General features: G+C 70.9%; 25 protein-coding genes and 1 pseudogene. 10 read left to right on the top strand and 16 right to left on the bottom strand.

Annotated features, from left to right (window positions below):
- Positions 1-16: 16 nt before the first annotated feature.
- Positions 17-1,210 carry an argininosuccinate synthase gene (locus tag OG453_RS18060; protein WP_266868937.1) on the bottom strand — a complete coding sequence of 398 codons (1,194 nt, stop codon included), beginning with the start codon at positions 1,208-1,210 and terminating at the stop codon, positions 17-19.
- A 159-nt stretch (positions 1,211-1,369) separates the two neighbouring features.
- Here OG453_RS18060 and OG453_RS18055 point away from each other — a divergent pair, with 159 nt between their 5' ends.
- From OG453_RS18055 to OG453_RS18045, 3 genes and pseudogenes are all read left to right on the top strand, one after another.
- On the top strand, positions 1,370-1,957 hold the full coding sequence (locus tag OG453_RS18055) for a pyridoxamine 5'-phosphate oxidase family protein (protein WP_266868936.1): 588 nt from the start codon (positions 1,370-1,372) through the stop codon (positions 1,955-1,957).
- Between the two features lie 3 nt (positions 1,958-1,960).
- On the top strand, positions 1,961-2,677 hold the full coding sequence (locus tag OG453_RS18050) for a L,D-transpeptidase (protein WP_266868935.1): 717 nt from the start codon (positions 1,961-1,963) through the stop codon (positions 2,675-2,677).
- Positions 2,678-2,769: 92 nt separating this feature from the next.
- Positions 2,770-3,749, top strand: a pseudogene (locus OG453_RS18045) (bile acid:sodium symporter family protein); the annotation flags it as partial.
- Between the two features lie 110 nt (positions 3,750-3,859).
- Here OG453_RS18045 and OG453_RS18040 read toward each other — a convergent pair.
- The 6 genes from OG453_RS18040 to OG453_RS18015 all read right to left on the bottom strand — a co-directional run bounded on the left by OG453_RS18040 (position 3,860) and on the right by OG453_RS18015 (position 9,287).
- The gene (locus OG453_RS18040) at positions 3,860-4,414 is read right to left on the bottom strand and encodes an arginine repressor (RefSeq protein ID WP_135330399.1); all 555 of its coding nucleotides are present in this window, start codon (positions 4,412-4,414) and stop codon (positions 3,860-3,862) included.
- A gap of 7 nt (positions 4,415-4,421) precedes the next feature.
- On the bottom strand, positions 4,422-5,648 hold the full coding sequence (locus OG453_RS18035) for an acetylornithine transaminase (RefSeq protein ID WP_266868934.1): 1,227 nt from the start codon (positions 5,646-5,648) through the stop codon (positions 4,422-4,424).
- A complete protein-coding gene (argB, locus tag OG453_RS18030; RefSeq protein ID WP_266868933.1) occupies positions 5,645-6,556 on the bottom strand; it encodes an acetylglutamate kinase in 912 nt (303 codons plus the stop codon). The genes OG453_RS18035 and argB overlap by 4 nt, the downstream gene beginning before the upstream one ends.
- Entirely contained in the window at positions 6,553-7,707 is a 1,155-nt protein-coding gene (gene argJ / locus OG453_RS18025; protein WP_266868932.1) for a bifunctional glutamate N-acetyltransferase/amino-acid acetyltransferase ArgJ, read from the bottom strand. The genes argB and argJ overlap by 4 nt, the downstream gene beginning before the upstream one ends.
- Positions 7,704-8,744 (bottom strand): N-acetyl-gamma-glutamyl-phosphate reductase, encoded by a 1,041-nt coding sequence (gene argC, locus OG453_RS18020; RefSeq protein ID WP_266868930.1) that lies wholly within the window; start codon positions 8,742-8,744, stop codon positions 7,704-7,706. The genes argJ and argC overlap by 4 nt, the downstream gene beginning before the upstream one ends.
- Positions 8,745-8,870: 126 nt before the next feature.
- Positions 8,871-9,287 carry a hypothetical protein gene (locus OG453_RS18015; RefSeq protein ID WP_266868929.1) on the bottom strand — a complete coding sequence of 139 codons (417 nt, stop codon included), beginning with the start codon at positions 9,285-9,287 and terminating at the stop codon, positions 8,871-8,873.
- Positions 9,288-9,628: 341 nt separating this feature from the next.
- On the opposite strand from OG453_RS18015, the gene OG453_RS18010 reads away from it, so the two are divergent.
- The 3 genes from OG453_RS18010 (at position 9,629) to OG453_RS18000 (ending at position 11,679) form a co-directional block, all read left to right on the top strand.
- Positions 9,629-10,102 (top strand): VOC family protein, encoded by a 474-nt coding sequence (locus tag OG453_RS18010; RefSeq protein WP_266868928.1) that lies wholly within the window; start codon positions 9,629-9,631, stop codon positions 10,100-10,102.
- Positions 10,103-10,195: 93 nt separating this feature from the next.
- Positions 10,196-11,182 (top strand): aldo/keto reductase, encoded by a 987-nt coding sequence (locus OG453_RS18005; protein ID WP_266868927.1) that lies wholly within the window; start codon positions 10,196-10,198, stop codon positions 11,180-11,182.
- A 35-nt stretch (positions 11,183-11,217) separates the two neighbouring features.
- A complete protein-coding gene (locus OG453_RS18000) occupies positions 11,218-11,679 on the top strand; it encodes a DUF6314 family protein (protein WP_266868926.1) in 462 nt (153 codons plus the stop codon).
- Between the two features lie 5 nt (positions 11,680-11,684).
- Here the strand turns inward: OG453_RS18000 and OG453_RS17995 are convergent, their stop codons facing one another.
- The 3 genes from OG453_RS17995 to OG453_RS17985 form a co-directional block, all read right to left on the bottom strand.
- Entirely contained in the window at positions 11,685-12,278 is a 594-nt protein-coding gene (locus OG453_RS17995) for a histidine phosphatase family protein (RefSeq protein ID WP_266868925.1), read from the bottom strand.
- A gap of 81 nt (positions 12,279-12,359) precedes the next feature.
- Positions 12,360-12,800 carry a GNAT family N-acetyltransferase gene (locus OG453_RS17990; protein ID WP_266868924.1) on the bottom strand — a complete coding sequence of 147 codons (441 nt, stop codon included), beginning with the start codon at positions 12,798-12,800 and terminating at the stop codon, positions 12,360-12,362.
- A 62-nt stretch (positions 12,801-12,862) separates the two neighbouring features.
- The gene (locus OG453_RS17985) at positions 12,863-14,308 is read right to left on the bottom strand and encodes a PLP-dependent aminotransferase family protein (RefSeq protein WP_266868922.1); all 1,446 of its coding nucleotides are present in this window, start codon (positions 14,306-14,308) and stop codon (positions 12,863-12,865) included.
- Between OG453_RS17985 and OG453_RS17980 the strand changes: the two genes are divergently transcribed.
- Together OG453_RS17980 and OG453_RS17975 are read left to right on the top strand one after the other, a co-directional pair.
- Positions 14,307-15,272, top strand: a complete 966-nt coding sequence (locus OG453_RS17980; protein ID WP_266868921.1) for a DMT family transporter — start codon at positions 14,307-14,309, stop codon at positions 15,270-15,272. The genes OG453_RS17985 and OG453_RS17980 overlap by 2 nt on opposite strands.
- 77 nt (positions 15,273-15,349) lie before the next feature.
- Positions 15,350-15,544 carry a DUF1918 domain-containing protein gene (locus OG453_RS17975; protein WP_266868920.1) on the top strand — a complete coding sequence of 65 codons (195 nt, stop codon included), beginning with the start codon at positions 15,350-15,352 and terminating at the stop codon, positions 15,542-15,544.
- A 26-nt stretch (positions 15,545-15,570) separates the two neighbouring features.
- On the opposite strand, the gene OG453_RS17970 is transcribed toward OG453_RS17975, so the two are convergent.
- Positions 15,571-16,803, bottom strand: coding sequence for a glycoside hydrolase family 10 protein (locus OG453_RS17970; RefSeq protein WP_266868919.1), 1,233 nt, complete (start codon positions 16,801-16,803; stop codon positions 15,571-15,573).
- A gap of 180 nt (positions 16,804-16,983) precedes the next feature.
- Between OG453_RS17970 and OG453_RS17965 the strand changes: the two genes are divergently transcribed.
- Positions 16,984-17,844, top strand: a complete 861-nt coding sequence (locus OG453_RS17965) for a 3-hydroxybutyryl-CoA dehydrogenase (RefSeq protein WP_266868918.1) — start codon at positions 16,984-16,986, stop codon at positions 17,842-17,844.
- Between the two features lie 177 nt (positions 17,845-18,021).
- A complete protein-coding gene (locus OG453_RS17960; RefSeq protein ID WP_266868917.1) occupies positions 18,022-18,279 on the top strand; it encodes a hypothetical protein in 258 nt (85 codons plus the stop codon).
- On the opposite strand, the gene OG453_RS17955 is transcribed toward OG453_RS17960, so the two are convergent.
- The 5 genes from OG453_RS17955 to pheS form a co-directional block, all read right to left on the bottom strand.
- Entirely contained in the window at positions 18,276-18,818 is a 543-nt protein-coding gene (locus OG453_RS17955) for an NUDIX hydrolase (protein WP_266868915.1), read from the bottom strand. The genes OG453_RS17960 and OG453_RS17955 overlap by 4 nt on opposite strands.
- 76 nt (positions 18,819-18,894) lie before the next feature.
- Positions 18,895-20,244: a transcriptional regulator gene (locus tag OG453_RS17950; protein WP_266868914.1), complete on the bottom strand. Its 1,350-nt coding sequence runs from the start codon at positions 20,242-20,244 to the stop codon at positions 18,895-18,897.
- 298 nt (positions 20,245-20,542) lie between these two features.
- A complete protein-coding gene (locus tag OG453_RS17945; protein ID WP_266868913.1) occupies positions 20,543-21,631 on the bottom strand; it encodes a PP2C family protein-serine/threonine phosphatase in 1,089 nt (362 codons plus the stop codon).
- Between the two features lie 211 nt (positions 21,632-21,842).
- Positions 21,843-24,353, bottom strand: a complete 2,511-nt coding sequence (pheT, locus tag OG453_RS17940) for a phenylalanine--tRNA ligase subunit beta (protein WP_266868912.1) — start codon at positions 24,351-24,353, stop codon at positions 21,843-21,845.
- Positions 24,353-25,504 carry a phenylalanine--tRNA ligase subunit alpha gene (pheS, locus tag OG453_RS17935; RefSeq protein WP_266868911.1) on the bottom strand — a complete coding sequence of 384 codons (1,152 nt, stop codon included), beginning with the start codon at positions 25,502-25,504 and terminating at the stop codon, positions 24,353-24,355. Before pheS ends, pheT begins: the two co-directional genes overlap by 1 nt.
- Between the last annotated feature and the right edge of the window lie 124 nt (positions 25,505-25,628).

The raw sequence follows: 25,628 nt of genomic DNA, 5'->3' as shown, positions 1-25,628 counted from the left end.
GGCTACGCGATCGCCGTTACGCCAGGTCCCGCTTGGCGGCGATCTTCGAGGACAGACCGAAGATCTCGATGAAGCCCTGCGCCTTGGACTGGTCGAACGTATCGCCCGAGTCGTAGGTCGCGAGGTTGAAGTCGTAGAGGGACGCGCCGGACTTCCGCCCTGTGACGACGGCGCGGCCGCCGTGCAGGGTCATCCGGATGTCGCCGGTGACGTGCCGGCTTGCCTCGTCGATGAAGCCGTCGAGGGCGCGCTTGAGCGGGGAGAACCACAGGCCGTCGTAGACCAGCTCGCCCCAGCGCTGCTCGACCTGCCGCTTGTAGCGGGCCAGTTCGCGCTCGACGGTGACGTTCTCCAGCTCCTGGTGCGCCGTGATGAGCGCGATGGCGCCCGGCGCCTCGTACACCTCACGGGACTTGATGCCCACCAGCCGGTCCTCGACCATGTCGATCCGGCCGATGCCCTGGGCTCCGGCCCGCTCGTTGAGCTGCTGGATCGCCTGCAGGACGGTGACGGGCCTGCCGTCGACGGCGACCGGGACGCCCTCCTTGAAGGAGATGACGACCTCGTCGGCCTCGCGCGGCTCGGCCGGGTTCGCGGTGTACTCGTAGATGTCCTCGATCGGCGCGTTCCAGATGTCCTCCAGGAAGCCCGTCTCGACGGCCCGTCCGAAGACGTTCTGGTCGATGGAGTACGGGGACTTCTTGGTGGTGGCGATCGGGAGCTGCTTCTCCTCGCAGAAGGCGATCGCCTTGTCCCGCGTCATCGCGTAGTCACGGACCGGGGCGATGCACTTCAGGTCGGGGCCGAGCGCGGAGATGCCGGCCTCGAAACGGACCTGGTCGTTGCCCTTGCCGGTGCAGCCGTGCGCCACGATCCCGGCGCCGTGCTTCTCGGCGGCGGCCACGAGGTGCTTGACGATGGTCGGCCGCGAGAGGGCGGAGACCAGCGGGTAGCGGTCCATGTAGAGGGCATTGGCCTTGATCGCCGGGAGGCAGTACTCCTCGGCGAACTCGTCCTTGGCGTCGGCCACTTCGGCCTCCACGGCACCGCAGGCGAGCGCGCGCTTGCGGATGACGTCCAGGTCCTCGCCGCCCTGGCCGACGTCCACGGCGACGGCGATGACCTCGGCGCCCGTCTCCTCGGCGATCCAGCCGATGGCGACGGAGGTGTCCAGACCGCCTGAATAGGCGAGTACGACGCGCTCGGTCATGGCTCTCTCCTCACGGTGCTCGAATCACGGTGCTCGATGCACACTCTGTTATGCATGAGTATGCAGACCTCTGCATGATTCGTCAATCTCACCCTCCCCCCGAGACGTCGCGCGAAGTTGTTAGACAGGCGAACGATCTCTGATGAATAATCCTTAGGCATGGGAAAGACTTACGAACGCATAGACGGCCGGCTCCGCACGTTCATCGAGGCACAGCCCGTCTTCTTCACGGCGACCGCGCCGCTCGCGGACGACGGCACGGTCAACCTCTCCCCCAAGGGCCTGACCGGATCCTTCGTGGTCATCGACGAGCTCACCGTCGCCTACCTGGACTTCGCGGGCAGCAACGCGGAGACGGTGGCGCATCTGCGCGAGAACGGCCGCATCACCCTGATGTGGTGCGCCTTCCAGGGCCCGCCGAACATCGTCCGGGTGCACGGGCGCGGCGAGCCCGTCTTCCGCGACGACCCGCGCTGGGCGGAGCTGCTCGGGCACTTCCCCGACATCGACCCCACCCCGCACGGCCTGCGCGCGATCATCGTCGTGACGGCCGAACTCGTCCGTGACACCTGCGGCTACAACGTTCCCTTCATGTCGTACGACGAGGACCGCGATCTGCACGCCAAGCGTTTCGGGCGCGAGGACGACGCGTCGCTGAGCGCGTACTTCACCAAGAAGGAGCACATCGCGCAGAGCATCGACGGCCTGCCGGGCCTGCCGTTGCCGCTGCCGCCCCTTACCGTCTGAACCATGCGCCTACGTGCCGCCGCCCTCGCGTCCGCAGCCCTGCTCGCCACCGCCGCGACCGTCGCGTCCGCGCCCGGCACATCCGCAGCAGGACCACCGCTCCCGGACCGCATGGCCGACACCGGCGGCGGCACCCAGCTCATCACCGCCTTGGCCGCACGCACCGGCTCCACCACCGGCACGGTCACGTGGTGGGACCGGCGTGCCGGGCGGTGGGCGAAGGCCGGCTCTGCGGCCGCGCGGTTCGGCGCGCAGGGCCTGACGGAGGGCGGCTCGCGCAAACAGGGCACGAACACGACACCCACGGGCCTCTTCCGCCTCCCCTACGCCTTCGGCATCGAGCGCGCACCGTCGGGCACGGACTACACCTACCGCCGCGTGACGAGGACGTCCTGGTGGTGCCAGGACAACAAGTCCCGCTCCTACAACCGCTGGACCCAGCCACGCGCCGCCGACTGCCGCGCCGCCGAGTCCGAACACCTCGTCACGTACGACCCCCAGTACGCGCACGCCCTGGTGATCGGCTTCAACTACGACCGTCCGGCGCGGGGTCGCGGCGCTGGGATCTTCCTGCACGTCAACGGGCGCGGGGCGACGGCGGGTTGCGTGTCGGTCTCCGCGGACGCGATGCGGCGGATCCTGCGGTGGGCCGACGAGGGGCGGCGGCCGCACATCGCGATCGGGACGGTGTCGGGGGCTACGGCCATCACGCAGTACTGAGCACAGCGCACTCGACGCTTCCATCGTAGGTGTAGCGACCACATATCGAGACGCGGTTGCGGTCGCGCTCTGCGGCGGCGTTGCATCGCGGGGTGCAAACCGAACAGACGATCCCCAACTCGACGGAGAGCGGCGACAAGGCGGCCCGGCTCGCCGTCACGGTCTTCCCCGTCCTCGTGCTCGCCGCCGGCGCGCTCGGCCTCGCCGCGCCGGACGCCTTCAAGGGCTGGGGCACGAACGTCCCGTACCTCCTGGGCGTCGTGATGTTCTGCATGGGGCTCACGATGACCCCGCTCGACTTCCAGGGCGTCGTCAAACGGCCCTGGGCCGTCGCGCTCGGCCTGGTCGCGCTTCCCCAAGCTCTTAAGGAGCAGGGGAGACCCCATCCATGATCATGCCGGGCCTCGGCTGGCTGATCGCCCACGCGCTCGGCCTCTCACCGCAGTTGGCGGCCGGCGTGATCCTGGTGGGCTGCGCGCCGAGCGGCACCGCGTCGAACGTGGTGACGTACCTGGCGCGCGGTGACGTGGCACTCTCCGTCTCCGTCGCCACCGTCTCGACCGTGCTCGCGCCGCTCATCACTCCGCCGCTGACGCTGCTCCTCGCCGGCGAGTATCTGCCCGTCGACGCGGGGTCGATGGTCACCGACATCCTCAAGACCGTGCTGCTTCCGGTCATCGCGGGTCTCGTGGTGCGGCTGCTCTTCGGGCGCCACATCGGGCGAATCCTGAGCGCGCTGCCATGGCTGTCCGCCCTGACGATCGCCGCCATCGTGGCGATCGTGGTCGCGGGCAGTGCCGCGGCCATCAAGCCGGCCGCGGCACTGGTGTTCCTCGCCGTCTTCCTGCACAACGGCCTCGGCCTTGCGCTGGGCTACGGCGCGGGCAAGCTGGCCCGGCTCGGGCAGCCGGCCTCCCGCGCGATGGCCTTCGAGGTCGGCATGCAGAACTCCGGCCTCGCGGCTTCGCTGGCCACGGCCCACTTCAGCCCGCTCGCCGCGCTGCCCTCTGCGGTGTTCTCCGTGTGGCACAACGTGTCCGGGGCCCTGGTGGCGGCGTGGATGGCACGGCGGAATTCCAGCCCGTCGAGGGGGTCCCCCCTGCTCTTTAAGAGCTTGGGGGAGTTTGAGGACGAACTCGGCGAAGCCGGTGATCAACGGCGCCCAAGGCCCAGGGGCCGGCCTCAGTGCTCGTTGGAAGCCAACCGCAGCAAATGATCCGCCAACGCCTGACCCCCCGTAGCCTCCCGGCTGATCAGCATCAGCGTGTCGTCGCCCGCGATCGTCCCGAGGATGTCGTGCAGTTCCGCCTGGTCGATCGCCGAAGCCAGGAACTGGGCGGCGCCCGGCGGGGTGCGCAGGACGACGAGGTTCGCCGAGGCCTCCGCCGAGATCAGCAGCTCCGCGGAGAGGCGGCGCATCCGCTCCTCCTTGGCGGACTCGCCGAGCGGGGCCCGCGGCGTGCGGAAGCCGCCCTCGCTCGGCACCGCGTAGATGAGGTCGCCCTCGGCGTTGCGGATCTTCACCGCGTTCAGCTCGTCCAGGTCCCGGGAGAGCGTCGCCTGCGTGACGGTCAGGCCGTCGTCGGCGAGCAGCTTCGCCAGCTGGCTCTGGGAGCGGACCGGCTGCCGGTTGAGGATGTCCACGATCCGGCGGTGGCGCGCGGTGCGGGTCTGCGGCACCGCGGGCCCGGTGTGATCCGGGTGCTCCGCGTGCTCGTTGCCTTGCGCATGACTCATCGTCGTCTCATTCTCCGGATCGTCCGTCCCCGTTGGCTTCAGCGGCCTTCAAAGCCTCGGCAGCCGTTTCCAGGACGCCGGGCAGTGCCTGGAGGAATGCGTCCACCTCGTCGTCGCGGACGTTCAGCGGCGGCATCAGCCGTACGACATCGGGGGCGGGCGCGTTCACCAGGAAGCCGGCGTCCTGAGCCGCCTGCTGCGCCTGGGGCGCGAGCGGCTCGGTGAGCACGATACCCAGCAGCAGGCCCGCGCCCCTGACATGGCCGACGAGCGGGTGGCCGAGTGACTCGATTCCGTCCCGCAGCTTCTCGCTCGCCCGCTTGGTGTTCTCCAGGAGACCTTCGGCCTGGATGGTGTCGAGGACGGCGAGCCCCGCGGCGCACGCGACCGGGTTCCCGCCGAACGTCGTGCCGTGGTGACCGGGCTTGAAGAGCTCCGCGGCCGCACCGAACGCGACGGTCGCGCCGAGCGGCAGTCCGCCGCCCAGGCCCTTCGCGAGCGTGACGACATCCGGCTGGACGCCCTCGTGCGCGAGGTACTCGAACCAGTGGCCGGTACGGCCGATTCCGGTCTGCACCTCGTCCAGGACGAGCAGCGTCCCGGTGGCCGCGGTGATCTCCCGGGCCGCCTTCAGATAGCCCGCGGGCGGCACGACGACGCCGTTCTCGCCCTGGATGGGCTCGATGATCACGAGGGCGGTGTCGGTGGTGACCGCCGCGCGCAGCGCCTCGACATCGCCGTACGGGACATGCGTGACGTCGCCGGGCAGCGGCAGGAACGGCTCCTGCTTGCCGGGCTGGCCGGTGAGCGCGAGCGCGCCCATGGTCCGGCCGTGGAAGCCGCCCTCGGTGGCGACCATGTGCGAACGGCCGGTCAGGCGGCCGATCTTGAAGGCGCCCTCGTTGGCCTCCGCGCCGGAGTTGCAGAAGTACACCTTCCCCTCGCGGCCGAAGAGCTGGAGCAGCTTCTCGGCGAGCGCGACGGGCGGCTCGGCGACGAAGAGGTTCGATACGTGGCCGAGGGAGCCGATCTGGGCGCTGACCGCCTCGACGATCGCCGGGTGGGCGTGGCCGAGCGCGTTGACCGCGATGCCGCCGACGAAATCGACGTACTCATTGCCGTCCGCGTCCCACAGCCTGCTGCCCGCGCCGCGCACGAGGGGCAGCCGGGGAGTGCCGTAGTTGTCCATGAGCGCGCCCTGCCAGCGCGCGGTCAGCTCCTGGTTGCCGGTCATTCCGCTTCCCCCTCTGCGTCGGGCACGACCATCGTGCCGATGCCCTCGTCGGTGAAGATCTCAAGGAGGATCGAGTGCTGGACGCGGCCGTCGATCACGCGGGCCGTCTCCACGCCGTTGCGCACGGCGTGCAGACAGCCCTCCATCTTCGGGACCATGCCGCTGGCCAGCTCGGGCAGGAGCTTCTCCAGCTCGGCGGCGGTGAGGCGGCTGATGACCTCGTCGCTGTTGGGCCAGTCCTCGTAGAGGCCCTCGACGTCCGTCAGGACCATCAGGGTCTCGGCGTCCAGCGCCGCAGCGAGTGCCGCAGCCGCCGTATCAGCATTGACGTTGTAGACATGTCCGTCGTCCTGGGAGCGGGCGATCGAGGAGACGACCGGGATGCGGCCGTCGGCGAGCAGGGCCTCGATGGCGCCGGTGTCGATCTCGGTGATCTCGCCGACCCGGCCGATGTCGACCAGCTCGCCCTCGATGCGGGGCGTGTGCTTGGTGGCGGTGATGGTGTGCGCGTCCTCGCCGGTGAGGCCGACGGCGAGCGGGCCGTGCTGGTTGAGCAGGCCGACGAGCTCGCGCTGCACCTGTCCGGCGAGCACCATGCGTACGACGTCCATGGCGTCCTCGGTGGTGACGCGCAGGCCCGCCTTGAACTCGCTGACGATGCCGTGCCGGTCGAGGGCCTTGCTGATCTGCGGTCCGCCGCCGTGCACGACGACGGGCCTGAGGCCCGCGTGGTGCAGGAAGACGACGTCCTGCGCGAAGGCGGCCTTCAGCTCCTCGTCGATCATGGCGTTGCCGCCGAACTTGATGACGACGGTCTTGCCGCGGTGCCGGGTCAGCCAGGGCAGCGCCTCGATGAGGATCTGCGCCTTGGGCAGGGCGGTGTGCTTCCGGGCGGTGGGAGTACTCATGAGCTGTACGCGCTGTTCTCGTGGACGTAGTCGGCGGTGAGGTCGTTGGTCCAGATCGTGGCGGTCTCGTCGCCCGCGGCCAGGTCGGCGGTGATGACGACCTCCCGGTAGCGCATGTCGACCAGCTCGCGGTCCTCGCCGACGGAGCCGTTCTTGCAGACCCAGACGCCGTTGATGGCGACGTTCAGCAGGTCGGGCTCGAAGGCCGCGGACGTGGTGCCGATCGCGGAGAGCACCCGGCCCCAGTTGGGGTCCTCGCCGTGCAGGGCGCACTTGAGGAGGTTGTTGCGGGCGATGGACCGGCCGACCTCGACGGCGTCGGCCTCGCTCGCCGCGTTCACGACCTCGACCTTGATGTCCTTGCTGGCACCCTCGGCGTCACCGATCAGCTGCCGCCCCAGGTCGTCGCAGACCTCGCGCACGGCATCGGCGAACTCGGCGTACTCCGGGGCGACTTGGGCCGCGCCCGAGGCGAGAAGCAGCACCGTGTCGTTGGTCGACATGCAGCCGTCGGAGTCGACCCGGTCGAAGGTGAGCCGGGTGGCGTCCCGCAGCGCCCGGTCCAGGACGTCGGCCCCGAGGTCGGCGTCGGTGGTGAGGACGACGAGCATCGTGGCGAGGCCCGGCGCGAGCATGCCCGCGCCCTTGGCCATGCCGCCGACCGTCCAGCCGTCCTTGGTGACGACGGAGGTCTTGTGCACGCTGTCGGTGGTCTTGATGGCGATGGCGGCCTTCTCGCCGCCGTGCGCGGAGAGTTCACCGGCGGCCGTCTCGACGCCCGGCAGCAGCTTGTCCATGGGCAGCGTGACGCCGATGAGTCCGGTCGACGCGACGGCGACCTCGCCGGCGTTCACCCCGTCGAGCACCTCGGCGACCTTCTCCGCGGTGGCGTGCGTGTCCTGGAAGCCCTGCGGGCCCGTACAGGCGTTGGCGCCACCGGAGTTGAGGATGACGGCGGAGACCAGGCCGCCCTTGAGGACCTGCTCCGACCAGAGGACGGGGGCGGCCTTGACGCGGTTGGAGGTGAAGACGCCCGCGGCGGCCAGGCAGGGCCCGGTGTTGACCACGAGGGCCAGGTCCGGGTTGCCGTTCTGCTTGATCCCGGCGGCGATGCCCGCGGCCGTGAATCCCTTAGCTGCCGTCACACTCACGGCGCGACTCCGATCGTAGTGAGCCCGGTGGCCTCGTCGAGGCCGAGGGCGATGTTCATGCTCTGCAGGGCGCCGCCCGCGGTGCCCTTGGTGAGGTTGTCGATGGCGCCGATCACGATGACGCGGCCCGCCGCCTCGTCGTACGCGACCTGGATCTGCACGGCGTTCGAGCCGTACACGGCGGCGGTCGCGGGCCACTGCCCCTCGGGGAGCAGGTGGACGAACGGCTCGTCGGCGAAGGCCTTCTCGTACGCGGCCCGGACGGATGCGGCGGTGACGCCGTCCTTCGCCTTCGCGCTGCAGGTGGCGAGGATGCCGCGCGGCATCGGGGCGAGGGTCGGCGTGAAGGAGACCGAGACGGGGGTGCCCGCGGCGGCGGAGAGGTTCTGGATCATCTCGGGTGTGTGCCGGTGCACGCCCCCGACTCCGTACGGCGACATGTTCCCCATGACCTCCGAGCCAAGGAGGTGCGGCTTGGCCGCCTTGCCCGCGCCGGAGGTGCCGGACGCCGCGACGATCACCGCTTCGGCCTCGACGAGGTCCGCCGCGTACGCAGGGAAGAGCGCGAGCGAGACGGCCGTCGGATAGCAACCGGGCACCGCGATGCGCTTGGCCCCCTCCAACGCCGCGCGGGCGCCCGGCAGTTCGGGCAGCCCATAGGGCCACGTACCGGCGTGCTCGCTGCCGTAGAACTTCTCCCAGTCCCCCGCGTCCTTCAGCCGGAAGTCGGCGCCCATGTCGACGACGAGGACGTCAGGGCCGAGCTGCTCGGCGACGGCCGCGGACTGCCCGTGGGGCAGTGCCAGGAAGACCACATCATGCCGACGGCCCTGGCCCGCGAGGACCTCGGTGGTGGTCGGCTCCAGGACGCGGTCGGCGAGCGGGAACAGATGCGGCTGGAGCGTACCCAGGCGCTGGCCCGCGTTCGAGTTGGCGGTCAGAGCGCCGATCTCCACCTCGGGGTGGACGAGCAGCAGACGCAAAAGCTCTCCGCCCGCGTACCCACTCGCCCCTGCCACTGCTGCGCGTACCGCCATGGAACCCTCCTCTTGGATGGCATGACTATACGTCTCGATGCACGTTTATGCAACGCACCGCATAGACCGCGGCCCGCGAGCGCGGTCGCAGCGCGGGCCGCCGATGGAGGGGTGCCGCGAGAGCGACTAGAAGGTGCCGGGCACCTTGGCGACGACACCGTGTGCGGTGTCAGCAACCACGACGTTGGTGAAGGTCACCGTCATGGGAGGACTGCATTCGGGCTGGAACGAGGCTGTGACCGTCAGGGTGAACACGGCCTTGCCGTTCTGGACCGGGAAGGTGCCCTCGTTGCTCACGGACTGCTTGTTGGCAGCCTTGGGGCCATGGCCGCCGGGGTTGATGCAGTTGGCGGTGGCGCTGACTTCGATGGTCACCTGGCTCTCGTTGCCGAGCCCCGCTTCCTTGCCGGAGACGGTCAGGCTGTTGCCGTCGCGCTGGGCGTCGACCGACACGAAGTGGGGGCTGCCGGCCCAGGCACTGGGAGCAAAGACGGCTCCCAGACCCAGCAGCACGGCCGAGACGAGGAGCAGTATGCGTCTCATGGAGATTCACCTCTTGGCGCACGCATGAGAAAGGGGCGCCGGCCGCGCGTGGAGCGGCAGACACCCTTGGGATCGAGCGGGCCCACGGCCCGGCGCACTGTTCACTTGGCGAGCGCCCGGGCCATGACATGTGACGCACACAGACTCGACGTACACGACAACCGGCTCATAGCTCGAAGTAGCCGCAATTATACGCGGAATCGGCATATTCCGCAGACAAATTCACCTCGCCGGGCCACCCATCCGGCCCCCGTCACAGCGATGAGTTTCCGCAGGGGGCACGGTCAGTAGAGGCAGACAGACCAGTAGAGGCAGACAGACCCGAGCGACAGGAGAGAGCCATGCCCCGCATCACGCCCAACCTCTGGTTCGACACACAGGGCGAGGAAGCCGCCAAGTTCTACGTGTCGGTCTTCCCGAACTCGAAGATCACGAATGTCTCCCACTACGGCGAGGCCGGCCCGCGACCGGCCGGGACCGTGCTGACCGTCGAATTCGTGCTCGACGGGCAGCCGTACCTGGCGCTCAACGGCGGCCCCGAGTTCACCTTCAACGAGGCGGTCTCCCTCAGCATCGACTGTGCCGACCAGGAAGAGGTCGACCACTACTGGACGAAGCTCTCCGAGGGCGGCGAGGAAGGCCCGTGCGGCTGGCTCAAGGACAAGTTCGGACTGTCCTGGCAGGTCGTTCCCGAGGACCTGGTCAAGCTCCTCGCCGACCCGGACGCGGGGCGGGCGCAGCGCGCCATGAAGGCCATGCTCGGCATGAAGAAGATCGTCGTGGCGGAGCTGCACAAGGCGGCCGACCAGGCCTGAGCGCCGCAACCACCGCTTAATCGGCTTGACTTGGAGTCGGCTCCAGCTCCTAGGGTCGGAGACGTCCACCTTGCTCCACCTGGAGGTACCGGCATGACCACCCTTCCCACGCGCCGTCTCGGCGCACTCACCGTCTCGGCGCAGGGACTCGGCTGCATGGGGATGAGTCACGCTTACGGCGCTTCGGACGACACCCAGTCCATCGCGACCATCCACCGTGCGCTCGACCTCGGCGTCACCCTCCTCGACACGTCCGACTTCTACGGCAACGGCCACAACGAGGAGCTGATCGGCCGTGCCCTGGCCGGGCGGCGTGACGACGCCGTCCTCGCCACGAAGTTCGGCTTCGCCAACAAGCTCGGCGAGCCGATTCAGATCCGGGGCGACGCGGCGTACGTACGAGAAGCGTGTGACGCGTCGCTGCGGCGCCTCGGCGTCGACCACATCGACCTGTACTACCTGCACCGCGTGGACCGGAGCGTGCCGATCGAGGAGACCGTCGGCGCGATGGCCGAGCTCGTCGAGGCCGGGAAGGTGCGCCACCTCGGGCTCTCCGAAGCGAGCGCGCGGACCATCCGGAAGGCGCACGCCGTGCATCCGATCGCCGCGCTGCAGAGCGAGTGGTCGCTGTGGACCCGGGACTTGGAGGAGGAGATCGCCCCCGTCTGCCGGGAGCTCGGCATCGGGCTCGTGCCCTTCTCGCCGCTCGGCCGCGGCTTCCTGACCGGGCGCTACACCTCGACCGACGCCCTGCAGGAAGGCGACATGCGGCGCGGCCAGCCGCGGTTCGCCGACGGGAACCTGGAGCGGAACCTGGCCGTGGTCGAGGCCCTGGAGGAACTCGCCGCCAAGAAGGGCGTCACCGCCGGGCAGCTCGCCCTGGCCTGGGTGCAGCACCGCGGGGACGACGTGGTGCCGATCCCGGGCACCCGCCGGGAGAAGTACCTCACGGAGAACCTGGCCGCCGCCACCCTCGAACTCTCCCCCGACGAGCTCACCGCGATCGACGCGGCGGCGCCTGCGGGCGCGGTCGCCGGGACGCGGTACGACGAGGGCAGCTTCACGTTCGTCGACAAGTAGACATCCCCGGTGTGGCCCCGCGTAGCCTGCGGGGCATGCCCTTTCCGGATGAAGCAGCCGAGCCGTACGGCGTGCGCGACGTGCTGGCGTACCTGGCCGGGTCCTGGCAGGTGGAGCGGACGGCGCGGGACCTGGCGGGGGACGCGGCGGGGCACTTCTCAGGGACGACGGCCTTCACCTGGGCCGACGGTGGCCTGGTGCACCACGAGTCGGGCACCTTCACCTGGCAGGGCACCGCACGCCCCGCCGAGCGCACCCTGCGTTTCCTGCCCGGCGAAGAGCCCGGCACCGCGGACGTCCGCTTCGCCGACGGGCGCCCCTTCCACGGCCTGGACCTGCGCACCGGCCGGCACCGCACCGACCATCCGTGCGCGCTCGACCTCTACCGGGGCGAGTTCGAGGTGTACGACGAGGACCACTGGTGGACGCGCTGGCGGGTCGCGGGCCCGGCCAAGGACCTGATCCTCACCACCGAGTACACCCGGCGGCGGGACTGACCGGGCTACACCGCGGCGGCGCTCTCCCCCTGGCCCGCGATCCGCAGGTTCCAGCGGCCGCCGTGCCCGGTCAGGGTGACCGTCGACAGGGGGCGGACGTCGATGTTCCAGTACGTCGACGGGGGCGCCTTCAGGGCGTAGACGAGGGCCGCCCTGACCACCGCGGGCTCCGCCACGGCGATGATCCGGGAGCCGTCGCCGACCGGGCGGGTGTCGAGCCAGCCGCCGACCCGTGAGATGAAGGCCAGGAGCGACTCGCCGCCGTGCGGCGCGGAGCGCGGATCCCGCAGCCAGGCGTCGACCGCGGCCGGCTCGCGCGCCGTCACATCCGCGAGGGTCAGACCGCGCCACCGCCCCATGTCGCAGTCCCGCAGGGCGGGCTGGGCCAGCGGCGCGAAGCCCAGGGCGTCGCCGGTGCCGCGGCTGCGCGACGTGGGCGAGCAGTAGCGCAGCTCGGCCGCGGCGAGCGGAAGCAGCGCGGGGGCGGCGAGCTGCACCTCGTGCCAGCCCGCCTGGTCGAGCGGCCGGTCGTCGTCGAAGCGCTCCGCGAGCAGCGAGGCGCTGCGTGCGGCGGCGATGAGCGTGACGCGTACGTGCATGCGGTGATCGTGGAGTGCCCGGCAGCCCAGGTCAAGGTTTTACTGTGCGTACGCGAATGACCCGGGCGCCCCCGAGCCCGCTCACTGCCGCCCCAGCGCCATCCAATTCCCCGGGGCCTCAAGGGCCTTGAAGCCGACCTTCTCGTACACCCCGTGCGCGTCGGCCGTACCCAGCAGGATCCGGCGCAGACCGTACGGCGCCAAGTGGTCCCGGACGCCCGCCACGAGCGCGCTCCCCAGCCCCTTCCCCCGGACCGACCGGTCGACGTACACATCACAGAGCCAGGCGAAGGTGACGCGATCGGTCACTATCCGCGCATAGGCGACCTGATCACCGGAAACCTCCTCGTACACACCGAAGTTGAGCGATCCGGCGATCGCCCGGTCCTGCGTCTCGCGGGGCCGGTCAAGGGCCCAGTACGCGTCGGTGGAGAGCCACCGGTGGACGCGCTCGGCGTCGAGTCGGGCGGGATCGGTGGACAGCTCGTAGCCGGCGGGAAGCGCCTGGTGCGTATCGGTCATGGGGGCAGGCTGGCAGCCGCCACGGCTGGCCGTCGAGCGGATTTCGCCTGCCGGAAGGGCCGTCACCCGGTGGTGCCCCACACCTCGTCGCATGCCGTACGCAGCCTGCGCACCCCCTCCTTGATCTCCCCCACGCCCGCCAGCGCCGCGAAGCTCAACCGCAGGTGTCCCGCCGGGGGTTCGGCCGCGAAGTAGGGGCGGCCGGGTGCGACGGCGACGCCCGCGCGCAGGGCCGCGCCCACCAGGGCCGCCTCGTTCATGCCGTCGGGAAGGCGCAGCCAGAGGCTGTAGCCGCCGGCGGGGATGTGCGGCACGGCCAGTTCGGGCAGGCCGATGCGCAGGGCCGCCGCCATCGCGTCCCTGCGGTCCTTCAACTCGCCCGCCACCTGGCGCAGGTGACGCGGCCAGGCCGGCGAGCCGACCAGTTCGAGCGCCGCCTCCTGGAGCGGTCTCGGTACGAAGAAGTGGTCGACGACCTGGATCGCGCGCAGCCGTTCGAGGACCGGGCCGCGGGCGACGAGCGCGCTCACCCGGAAGCTCGGCGACGTCGCCTTGGTCAGCGAGCAGACATGCACCACGACACCGTCGGGGTCGTCGGACTGGAGCGGTCGCGGCAGCGGCCCCGCGTCGTCGTGGACCAGGCGGCGCACGAAGTCGTCCTCGACGATGAAGGCCCCGGCCTCACGGGCTATGCGCAGCACCTCGGGCCGGCGCCCGGCGGAGAGCACGGTACCCGTGGGGTTCTGGAACAGCGGCTGGCAGACGAAGACCCGCGCCCCGGTGGCCTTGAACGCCGCCGCGAGCAGCTGGGGGCGTACGCCGTCGGTGTCGACCGGCACGGGGACCGGACGCAGGCCCGCCGCGCGGGCGATCGCCAGCATGCCGGGGTATGTCGGCGACTCGACGAGGACCGGGGCGCCCGGCGGTGCGAGCGCCCGCAGCGCCGTGGTCAGCGCGCTCTGCCCGCCCGCGGTGACCAGCACCTCGGCGGCCGTGATCGCGCCGCCGATGCCCCGCGCGAACCACTCCCGCAGCTCGGGAAGCCCGTCGACCGGCGGCCGCCCCCACGCGCCGGGCCGCCGCCCCGCCCGCGCGAGGGCCGCCGCCATCGCGCGCTCGGGCTGCAGCGAGGGGTGCAGATAGCCGCCGTTGAACTCGATGACCCCGGGCGGCGGCGCCGTGAGGGTGACCAGGACACCGGAGGCGTCCACCGCGCGCGGCACCAGCTCCGCGGCCGAGTCCGCGCTCAGCGACACCTCCTGCCACGAGGTGTCCCCCACCGGCGCGGGGGCGGCCTGCGGCTCGGCGCGGAACACACCGGCCCCGGGCCGGGTGACGACGAGACCCTCGGCGGCCAGCTGGGCAAGGGCCCGCGACACGGTCACCGGGCTCACCCTGAAGCGGTCGACCAGAGCCCGGCTCGACGGCAGCTTTCCACCCGGAGAGTAGCGGTCAAGCTCATCCCTCAGCCGTTTCGCCAACTCAGCCACACTGTTACTCTCATGCATGACAGCACAGGATAGCGCTACTCGCCCGAGCCGGATAGCAGTTGCCGAGGCCGCGAGCAGCACCACGAGCGGGACCGTCACAAGCCCCGAGCCCGCAGCGCACGGCTCCCGCCGCGCCGGCACCGTCATGGCCGCGCTCGGCGTCACCGCCTTCTCGCTCACCTTCCCCTCCACCGCCTGGGGCCTGGAAGGCTTCGGCCCCTGGTCGTTCGTGGCCCTGCGGGTCGTCCTCAGCGCGGTCATCGCGGGCGGCGCGCTGCTCGCCCTGCGGGTCCCGTTCCCCGCGCGGCGCCACTGGGCCGGGCTCGCGGTCGTCGTCGCCGGCGTCGTCGTCGGCTTCCCGCTGCTCACCACGCTCGCCCTGCAGACCTCCACCACCGCGCACGCGGCCGTGGTCGTGGGCCTGCTGCCGCTGACGACCGCCGTGTTCTCGGCGCTGCGGACCGGGGCCCGCCCCTCGCGGATGTTCTGGGCGGCGGCCCTCGCGGGCGCGGCCGCGGTGATCGCGTTCACCGTGCAGCAGAGCGGCGGCGCCCTGAGCACCGCCGACCTCTACCTCTTCGGCTCGCTCCTGATCTGCGCGGCCGGCTACACCGAGGGCGGCCGGCTCGCCCGCGAGATGCCGGGCTGGCAGGTGGTCGGCTGGGCGCTCGTGCTGTGCCTGCCGCTCGCCGTGGCCGGGGCGGCCGTCGCCCTCCAGTACGAGTCCTTCGAGCTCACCGGGCACAGCACCGCCGGGCTGCTCTACGCGGCCATCGGCTCGCAGTTCCTCGGCCTGGTCGTCTGGTACCGCGGCATGGCGATGATCGGCGTACCCAAGGCGAGCCAGCTCCAGCTCGCGCAGCCGCTGCTGACCCTGGTCTGGTCGGTGTTCCTGCTCGGCGAACACCTCACCGTCGCCGCGCCGCTGACGGCCGCCGCCGTCCTCGTGTGCATCGCCGTCACCCAACGGGCCCGCGGATAGGGGCCTGATCCCACCACTCGACGTAGACTGATGGCCACGGATCGCTACCGCCGGGTGGGACAAGGAGGTCGCTCCACATGCGCGCAACCGTAGGCGACAAGCTGGTGGTGCACGGCAGGGTCGTCGGCCAGCACGACCGGATCGCGGAGGTCGTCGAGGTGCTTGGCGCGGACGGCGCCCCGCCGTACCGCGTCCGCCTCGAGGACGGCCACGAGACGGTGATGTCACCGGGCCCCGACACCGTCGTACGGCACCAGGACCCGGCTCAGTAGACCGGCGCACGGGTCGCCCGCGTGGTTCAGCGTGGCGGCCTGGCGCGCTCCTGATAGTGGTCGGCGACGACCCGCGCCATGGCGCCGATCTTGTCGACGCCCACCTCCTTCGCCGAGAAGTAGACGTGCCCGCGCACCTGCGGGTACCCCTTGGCGTAGGTGAGGTGGCGGGACAGCTCGGCCGGGTCCTGCCAGGGCGCGGCCTGCGCCGGGTCGCCCGCCTTGTACAGGGCCTCGCCCACATAGAGGCGTACGCCCGTGTCCTCGACGACATCGGCCCACCAGGGCAGCAGCTTGCCGTAGTCCGCGACGGTGAAGCCGATGTTCCAGTAGAGCTGCGGGCAGACGTAGTCGATCCAGCCCTTCTTGACCCAGCCGCGGGTGTCGGCGTGCAGGTTGTCGTAGGTCTGCACGCCCGCCTGGGTGTCCGAACCGAGCGGGTCGGTCGAGGCGTTGCGCCAGACCCCGAAGGGGCTGATCCCGAACTCCGCGCCCTTGCGCAGCTTGTGCACCCGCTTGCCCATCTCGCGCACCAGGCGGTCGATGTTGTCCCGGCGCCAGGCGGCCCGGTCCGGGAAGCCGCCGCCGTAGCGCGCGAAGGCCTCGTCGTCGTCGAAGACCTGCCCCGCGACCGGGTACGGGTAGAAGTAGTCGTCCCAGTGCACCGCGTCGATGTCGTAGTGGCGCAGGGCGTCGAGCATCGCGTCCTGGACGAAGCGCCGTACCTCGGGCAGGCCGGGGTTGTAGTAGAGCTTCCCGCCGTACGGCACGACCCACTCCGGGTGCAGCCGTGCGGGATGCGTCGGCACCAGGCGCGAGGGGTCGGTGTGGTTGGCGATGCGGAAGGGGTTGAACCAGGCGTGCAGTTCGAGCCCCCTGCGGTGTGCCTCGCGCACCGCCGTGCCCAGCGGGTCCCAGCCGGGGTCCTTGCCCTGCACTCCGGTGAGGTACTCCGCCCACGGCTCGTACGGCGAGGGCCACAACGCGTCGGCGGTGGGCCGCACTTGGAAGATCACGGCGTTGAGGCGGCGCCGCACGGCCGTGTCGAGATGCGCCATCAGCTCGGCTCGCTGCTCGTCCGCGGTGAGGCCCGGCTTCGAGGGCCAGTCCCGGTTGGCGACGGTCGCCAGCCACATCCCCCGCAGCTCACGTCGTGACGGAGCGCGTCCGGGAACTGCCGCCGCGTCGCCCGCCGCTGTGAGCCCCGCCACCATCGCGGCCGCCGCAACCGTGAATCCACGGCGTGACATACGCCTCATCCGCTCGCCCCCTGGGCCCGATATTCGCCAGAACCGCTGCTTGTACCGGACAGCATGCCCGACCCGGCACGTCATGCACCGGAGGTTCGGGAGTAACGTTCATCGGCGGGGCAGGCACCGCACTCGAACGGGGGACCTGCCGGCCCGTTGATCAGCGAAAGGCACGAGGTGACCGACTCTATGCCCGACATCGAGCGCGTCGGAGTAGTGGGCTGTGGCCAGATGGGCGCCGGGATCGCGGAGGTCTGCGCCCGCTCCGGACTGGATGTGAAGGTCGCGGAGACCACCGGCGAGGCCCTGGAGATCGGCCGCACCCGGCTCTACAACTCCCTCTCCAAGGCCGCCGAACGCGGCAAGATCACCGAGGAGGAGCGGGACGAGACGCTCGCCCGGCTCAGCTTCACCACCGACCTCGGGGAGTTCTCCGACCGCGATCTGGTGATCGAGGCCGTCGTCGAGAACGAGGCGGTCAAGACCGAGATCTTCCAGGTGCTCGACCAGGTGGTGACCCGGCAGGACGCGATCCTCGCCTCCAACACCTCCTCCATCCCGCTGGTGAAGCTGGCCGTCGCGACCTCGCGTCCCGACCAGGTCATCGGCATCCACTTCTTCAACCCGGCCCCGGTGCAGCAGCTCGTCGAGCTGATCCCCGCGCTCACGACGTCCGAGGGGACGATCAGCCGCGCGCAGGCCATGGTCGAGAAGATTCTCGGCAAGCACGCGATCCGCGCCCAGGACCGCTCGGGCTTCGTGGTCAACGCCCTCCTCATCCCGTATCTGCTCTCCGCGATCCGGATGTTCGAGTCGGGCATCGCCAGCCGCGAGGACATCGACAACGGCATGGAGATGGGCTGCGCCCACCCGATGGGCCCGCTCAAGCTCGCCGACCTGATCGGCCTCGACACGGTCGCCTCGGTCGCCGACTCCATGTACGCCGAGTACAAGGAGCCGCTGTACGCCGCTCCCCCGCTGCTCCAGCGGATGGTGGACGCGGGCCGGCTCGGCCGCAAGTCCGGCTCGGGCTTCTACCCCTACGCCTGACATCTCGTACCGCACGCGGGCCCGGCACTCGACAGAGTGCCGGGCCCGCGGCGTTCACACACCGTGTGCGCCGTGGGCTCGCATATGCCCTTCGCACACTCTCCCGCCTTGGCCACCAGGCGAGTTGACTTTCCGTGCGCATCAGGGGGATGGACAGCTACAGAAAGGAGCGGACTCGTGACCGCCGACCCCGAGCATCGCGTGGTCCCGCAAGAACTCGCCGAGTTACGCCGCAGCTTGGACGTGGGTCTGGCCCGCGTCGACGGACAGCTGGCGTTGCTCACCCAACACGACGAACAGAGCGTAAAGAACCAGGACGAACTGACCGTGCGGATCGCCGCACTCGAGCACACTCGCTGGCCGCTGCCCGCCCTTCTCGCCCTCACGGCGGTAGGCGCGCTCGCCGTGGCGGTCTGGCAGGCCATCGGCCACTAGTGCGCGTCCTGGCCAAGTCGCAGGTGGTGCAGGAGCAGGAGCGCCGCCGCCATGTTGGCGGCCGGGACCTCACCACGGGCCACCATGTCGGGGACGAGTTTGAGTGGGACCCATTCACGGCGGTCGGACTCGAAGTCGTCTTCGGGATGGCCGATGTAGGTGCACTCGTCCGACCAGTAGATGTGGTGCCTGGCATCGGTGAGTCCGTTGGACGGCTCGACACTCATCAAGAGCCGTAACGGGCCCGGCCGCCAGCCGGTCTCCTCCTCCATCTCGCGGGCCGCCGCGTACGCGATGTCCTCGCCGTCCTCGACGACGCCCGCGGCCAGTTCCCAGCCCCAGCTGTCGGTGATGAAGCGGTGCCGCCAAAGGAGCAGCACCTCGTTGGCCTCATTGACGACGGTGGCCACGGCGACCGGCCGCAGCCGTATCAGGAAGTGGTCGAGATGCCGGCCGTCCGGCAGTTCGACATCCGCGAGGTTGACGGTGAACCAACGGTTTCCATACACAGTTTGTTCGCTTTGTTTCGTCCACTGCACGGTTCTGCCACCTTCCGCCGAGTAGATGGCAATATCGCAGCAGCGGGGGTTTCAGAGCAGTGGTACGCGGTGCACGTCACAGAGGTACGCGCAGTGCCCCGTCAATGAGTTCGGCCGCCTCGGCCGTGCCGGCGCAGTCGCTGCGTACGAGATGTTCACGCACAGCCCGCAGCCGGTCGCGCAGCCGCTGGGACTCCATCCCCCGTGCCTGTTCTGCCATTTCCACCGCCGTGGCCACGGCCTCGTCGGTGTTCCCCTGGCGCAGTTCGATCTGGCTGAGCATGGCGAGCCGGTGGACCCGGCCCCGGTCGTGCGCCGGGGTGTCCACGGCGGCCGCCGCGTGCTCACGTGCTCCCGTGAGGTCGCCGAGGCTGAGCAGCGCCTCCGCCACTTGTACGTTGACCAGTCCGGGCTGGACATAGCCGGTCTCGGCCGGCTCGCGTCCCCGCCGGATCCGGTCCGCCGCGGCCTCCGCACGCCGGATGCAGGACAGCGCGCTCCTGCCGTCACCCAGATGCGCGTACGCCTTGGCCTGCATGGCGTACAGATCGGATGCGAGCGCCGGGGTGAGGTCGCGCCCCGCGGCGCGCAGCGCGGCCTCCGCGAAGGCCACCGCCTGCCGGAACTCCCGCATGAAAAGGGACTGGTTGACGAGGAGCGCGATGACGTAGGCGCCAAGTCCCCTGTCGCCGCTGGCCTTTGCCAGGCGCAGGGCCTGGTGGAAGTAGCGCTGGGCGAGCCCGTGCGCGTCCGAGTCGTAGGCGCAGATGCCCGCGATGGCCACCAACCCGCCCGTGGAGCGGTGCAGTTGGCGTCCGGTCGCGTCGGTGTAGCTGCCGCGCAGCAGCGGCGCCGCCTCGGCGTTGAGGAAGCCGACGATGCGGGTGCGCGTCGCGATGCCGCCCGTCTTGCGGTACATCTGCTCGTAGTGGGCACGGGCCGCGCGCATCATGTCGATGTCGGCCGTGCTGACGGGGTGCCGCCCGCCACGCGATACGTCCACGTCCTCGGGCGGGTTCTCCCACTCCCACACGGGCATTACCGCGGGCGTGCCGGTGACCGCCGGGGCGCCGAGCAGATGCGGGCGCTGCTGTTCGTCGGAGCGCCACAGGGCGGTGGCCCGTTCCACGAACCCCGAGAGCGTCGAGGCCGCGGAGCCGAGTCTCGCGGCGGGCAGGCCCGGCACGCCGAGGCCGATGTCGTCGAGGGTCACGGGGCGCTGGAGCCGCCCCGCGAGGACTTCACAGATCAGGTCGGGCACCTGGCCGCGCGGACGCTGGCCTTTCAACCAGCGGGAGACGGCGGTGTGTTCGTAGCGCAACGCGAGATCTCGCCGCTTCCCGGCCTGGTTGACATGGGCGGCCAGGCCCGCGTGGGAGATTCCGGCTTCGTCGAGGATCGCGTCGAGCAGGGTGTTGGGCTGCATGGAGGCCCTCCGGTGGCTCGGTGTCGCCAGCGTAGTAGAGGTGTCTTCACACGGGGTGTGAACGGAGTGCGCGAATCCGGGGGGTGCGCGCTCTGCCGCGGCAACTCCCGTCACGCTTGACTGAGGTTCCTCACAAGGAGGCCGGCCGGGCCGCCGGCTCCCCCTCGAAAAGTGCGGCGGCCCTCACTGGCGCCGTCCGCCCCGCTGTCTGCCCGACAACTCCAAGGCGGGGCCGGGCGGCGCATGGCCGGCGCACCAACGGGCCGCTGACCGGGCGTCAGCTCATCGTGACCGGCCGTCAGCTCATCGTGCTCGCGCTGCCCACCGCCTCACCCTGTAAGGGCACCAGCTTGCGGTCGTTGCGCAGGACGAGCAGCGCCGCGTCGTCGGCGGGCAACCGTCCGGCGTGGCGCAGGAGTTGGTCGTACACCGCACAGATCACGGCCTGCGGCACCACCGGCGGGACCCGCACCGCTTCGGTGAGCGCCTCCCGTAACGGGAAGAACCGCCCCGCGGCGTCCCGCGCGTCCTCCATGCCGTCCGTGTGCAGCACGAGCGCCTCCCCCGGAAGGAGTGAACCGCAGTGCAGCAGGGGCAGTTCGGGCGGCAGCGGAAAGGGCCCGAGCGGCGGCAGCGGCTCACCGCCGCGGACCGGCTCGGCACGGCCGCTCAGCCGGTGCGGCCAGGGGTGGCCGCAGTTCAGTGCGGTCACCTCACCGTCCGGGCCGATCTCCATCAGGAGTACGGTCACGAACTCCTCGGCCACGGGACTCTCCGGCGCCGCTCCACCGCCGGCCGGGTGCTCGGCCCGCGACCGCTCGCGCAGATGCCGCCCGAGGGCCCGCTCCAACCGCCGCAGCACGAGCGGCAGTTCGGGTTCCTCGTAGGCCGCCTCGCGGAAGCTGCCGAGCACGGCGGCGGCCGTCGCGAGCGCGGCGAGGCCGTGCCCGCGGACATCGCCCATGACGACGCGGACACCATGGTCGGTGGCCGCGACCTCGTACAGGTCGCCGCCGACGGACGCGCCCCGGGATGCGGAGAGCCGCCCGGCCGCGACGGTGAGGCCCTCGACGCGCGGCGGCAGCGGCCGAAGCAGCACGTTCTGGGCGGCGCCCGCGATCTCGCGCAGCTGCCGCAACTCCCGCAGCAGCCCGCCCCGGACGTGCAGTATCAGACCCGTGCCGACCGCGAAGAAGACGGCGCTGGTGACGATCCGGGCACCGAGTCCGTCCTGCTGGGCGAGCGGACAGGCGAGTTTGTACGTGATGGCGACGGCGCCCCACACCGTCGGCAGTCCGAGCGTGAGCGCGCGCCGGATCCGCGTCGGTTCGACACGGGGCAGCCTCCGCCCGGTCCGGCGGGGAGCTCCAGCCCTCATACGGATCATGCCGACGGCCCCCCTTAAGGCCCTGTTCAGCGTGCAGGCCGTGCAGCCGCGCGGATCAGCCCCTGCGGCCGGATAGATTCTGTCGACCACATGGGCCGATCGGGCCAGAGAGGGCTTACTAGTCACTCAAACGAGTGAAGGGCGCACCCGGAGGTCCGGATACGCCCTTCTTTGCGCCTCTTGTGCGCCTGGCGGCGACTACAAGCGGTGACTACGCTCCGCGCAGCACCGCACCCGTCCGCTCCGCCGCGAGGGCGACGGCCGCGTCACGGGCCGCGGAGGCCTCGTCGACGGTCAGCGTGCGGTCGGCCGCGCGGAAGCGCAGCGCGTACGCCAGGGACTTCTTGCCCGCGCCGATCTGCTCGCCGGTGAAGACGTCGAACAGCCGGATGGACTCCAGGAGTTCACCCGCGCCCTCGCGAAGGACCTTCTCGACATCGGCGGCGGGGACGTCCCCGTCGACGACGAGCGCGACGTCCTGCGTGGCCACCGGGAACGTGGAGATCTTCGGCCCCTGCGGGACACCGGTGCTCGCGTCCTCCAGGCGGTCGAGGTCGAGCTCCATCGCGCAGGTGCGCGCGGGAAGCGACAGCGCCTTGACGACCCGCGGGTGCAGCTCACCCGCGTACCCGATGACCTGCTCGGCGCCATCGATCACGACGGCGAGCTCGGCGCACCGGCCCGGGTGCCAGGGACCGTACTGGCCCTGGCGCACGAGCAGTTCGGTGCCCGACTCGGCGGCCAGGGTGCGCGCGGCCTGGACCGTGTCCGCCCAGTCCGCCGGACGCCCCTTGCCCCACCAGCCGGCCTGCTCGCGGGCGCCCGCGAGGACGACGGCGGCGTGCCGCGGCTGGACGGGGAGCGCCTCGGTCAGGGAGGCGATCTCCTCGTCCGTGGGGCGCCGGTCGACGGGCAGCCGAACGGCGATCCCTCGCTCGTCGCGCGGCTCGAAGACCAGGCCGGTCTCGAAGAGCGCCAGGTCGTGGCTGCCGCGGCCTTCGTTGCGGCGCAGCGCGCCGAGCAGCCCCGGAAGCAGCGTCGTACGAAGAGCGGGCTCCTCGTCGGAGAGCGGGTTGACCAGCTTCACGACGCGGCGCTTGGGGTCGCCGGGCTCAAGGCCGAGCTGGTCGAAGACCTGCTCGCCGATGAACGGGTAGTTCGGCGCCTCGACGAAACCGCTGCCGGCGAGGGCGCGGCCGATGCGGCGGTGCAGCCGCTGCCGGGCGGTCAGGCCGCGGCCGGCGGGGGGCTTGGGCAGAGTCGAGGGGAGGTTCTCGTACCCCTCGAGCCGGATGACCTCTTCGGCGAGGTCGTTCGGCTCGGTCAGGTCGGGGCGCCAGGACGGCACGGTGACCGTCAGGGCGTCCTGGCCGTAGACGTCGCAGCCGACCTCCTGCAGGCGGCGGACGACGGTCTCGCGGCCGTAGTCCATGCCCGCGACCTTGTCCGGGTGGTCGGCGGGCATGCTGATCGTGCGGGGCGCGGAGGGCGCGATGACCTCGGTGACCCCGGCGTCGGCGGTGCCGCCCGCCAGCAGGACGAGCAGGTCGACCGTGCGCTGCGCGGCGGCGGACGCGGCCTGCGGGTCGACGCCGCGCTCGTAGCGCTTGGCCGCCTCGGAGGGCAGCTTGTGGCGCCGGGCGGTGCGGGCGATGGAGATCGCGTCGAAGTGCGCGGCCTCGATGATGACGTCGGTGGTACCGGCGTCCTCGGCGTGATCCGCGATCTCGGTGTTGGCGCCGCCCATGACGCCCGCGAGGCCGATCGGTCCGCGGTCGTCGGTGATGACCAGGTCCTCGGCGTCGAGGACGCGCTTGGCGCCGTCGAGCGTCGTGAACTTCTCGCCCTGCTCGGCACGGCGCACACCGATCGTGCCCTCGATGCGGGAGTGGTCGTAGGCGTGCAGCGGCTGGCCGAGCTCCAGCATCACGTAGTTGGTGATGTCGACGGCGAGCGAGATCGGGCGCATGCCCGCCTTCTGCAGGCGGCGCTTGAGCCAGATCGGCGAGCGGGCCTCGGGCTGCAGGCCCGTGACCGTGCGCGCGGTGAAGCGGTCGCAGCCGCGCGGGTCGGAGATCTTGACCGGGTAGCCGGACGAGTTCGGCGCGGGCACGTCCAGGAGCGCCGGGTCGCGCAGCGGCAGGCCGTACGCGGTGGCGGTCTCGCGGGCGACGCCGCGCATCGACAGGGCGTAACCGCGGTCGGGCGTGACGGCGATGTCCAGGACCTCGTCGACCAGCTCGAGCAGCTGGATGGCGTCGGTGCCGACCTCGTGCTCGGGCGGAAGGACGATGATGCCGCCGCTGCCGTCGTCGCCCATGCCCAGCTCGTCGCCGGAGCAGATCATGCCGTGCGAGGTCTTGCCGTACGTCTTGCGCGCGGCGATCTTGAAGTCGCCGGGCAGGACGGCGCCGGGCAGCACGACGACGACCTTGTCGCCGACGGCGAAGTTGCGCGCGCCGCAGACGATCTCCTGCGGTTCGCCGGTGCCATTGGCCTGGCCGACGTCGACGGTGCAGAAGCGGATGGGCTTCTTGAACTCCGTCAGCTCCTCGATGGTGAGGACCTTGCCGACGACCAGGGGGCCGGTGAGGCCCGCGCCGAGCTGCTCGACGGTCTCGACCTCGAGGCCGACGTCGATCAGCTTGGCCTGTACGTCACGGCCGGTCTCGGTGGTGGGGAGGTCGACGTACTCCCGCAGCCAGGAAAGCGGGACCCGCATCAGATCTCCATCCCGAACGGCCGGGTGAACCGGATGTCACCCTCGACCATGTCTCGCATGTCTTCGACGTTGTGGCGGAACATCAGCATCCGTTCGATGCCGAACCCGAAGGCGAATCCGCTGTACTTCTGGGGGTCGACGCCGCAGGCGGTGAGCACCTTCGGGTTGACCATGCCGCAGCCGCCCAGCTCGATCCAGCCCTCGCTGCCGCAGGTGCGGCAGGGGCGGTCGGGGTTGCCCACGGACTCGCCACGGCACACGTAGCAGACCATGTCCATCTCGGCGGACGGCTCGGTGAACGGGAAGTAGTTCGGGCGCAGCCGCGTCTTCATGCCCGCGCCGAAGAGCGACTGGACCATGTGGTCCAGGGTGCCCTTGAGGTCGGCCATGGTCAGGCCCTCGTCCACGGCGAGCAGCTCGATCTGGTGGAAGACCGGGGTGTGCGTCGCGTCCAGCTCGTCCGTGCGGTACACACGGCCGGGGCAGACGATGTAGACGGGCGGCTCACGGTCGAGCATCGCGCGGGCCTGCACGGGGGACGTGTGCGTCCGCAGTACGACACCGGACTCATCGCCCGAACCCGCGGCGGAGCCGCTATCAGATGCAGCCTTGGGGCCCTCGACGAAGAACGTGTCCTGCATCTGCCGGGCCGGGTGGTCCGGGGTGAAGTTCAGGGCGTCGAAGTTGAACCACTCCGCCTCGACCTCGGGGCCCTCCGCGATCTCGTAGCCCATGGCGACGAAGACGTCCGCGACGCGCTCCATGAACGTGGTCAGCGGGTGCCGGGCACCGGCGGGGACGCGGTCGTACGGCAGCGTGACGTCCACCGCCTCCTCGACCAGGACCCGCGCGTCGCGCTCGGCCTCGAGCTCGGTCTGGCGGGCGGCCAGCGCCTTGCTCACGGCGCCGCGCGCCATGCCGACGCGCTTGCCGGCCTCGGCCTTGGCCTGCGGGGGCAGTGCACCGATCTCGCGGTTGGCGAGCGCCAGCGGCGAGGTGCCGCCGGTGTGCGCGACCTTGGCCTCCTGGAGCTGTTCGAGGTCGCCCGCGGCGGCGAAGGCGGCGAGCGCCTCGTCCCGCATGCGCTCGATCTCTTCAGGTTTCAGTGCCTCGACCTCAACAGGGTCGTACGACTTGTTCGGTGCCGACATCTCTTCCCGTGCTTCCGGTTGGCTGGTGATGGTCCCCGTCTACGACTCGGAGACGAATCGTCCACATAGGGGGACGCAAACGTGCCAAGGATCGAGTCTAACGGGGGTGGCGCAGGTGAATGAG

Origin of the sequence: Streptomyces sp. NBC_01381 (genome assembly GCF_026340305.1) — a bacterium.
GTDB lineage: Bacteria > Actinomycetota > Actinomycetes > Streptomycetales > Streptomycetaceae > Streptomyces.
The sequence above is the reverse complement of the archived record's forward strand: the minus strand, read 5'-3'. Positions and strand labels throughout refer to the sequence as shown.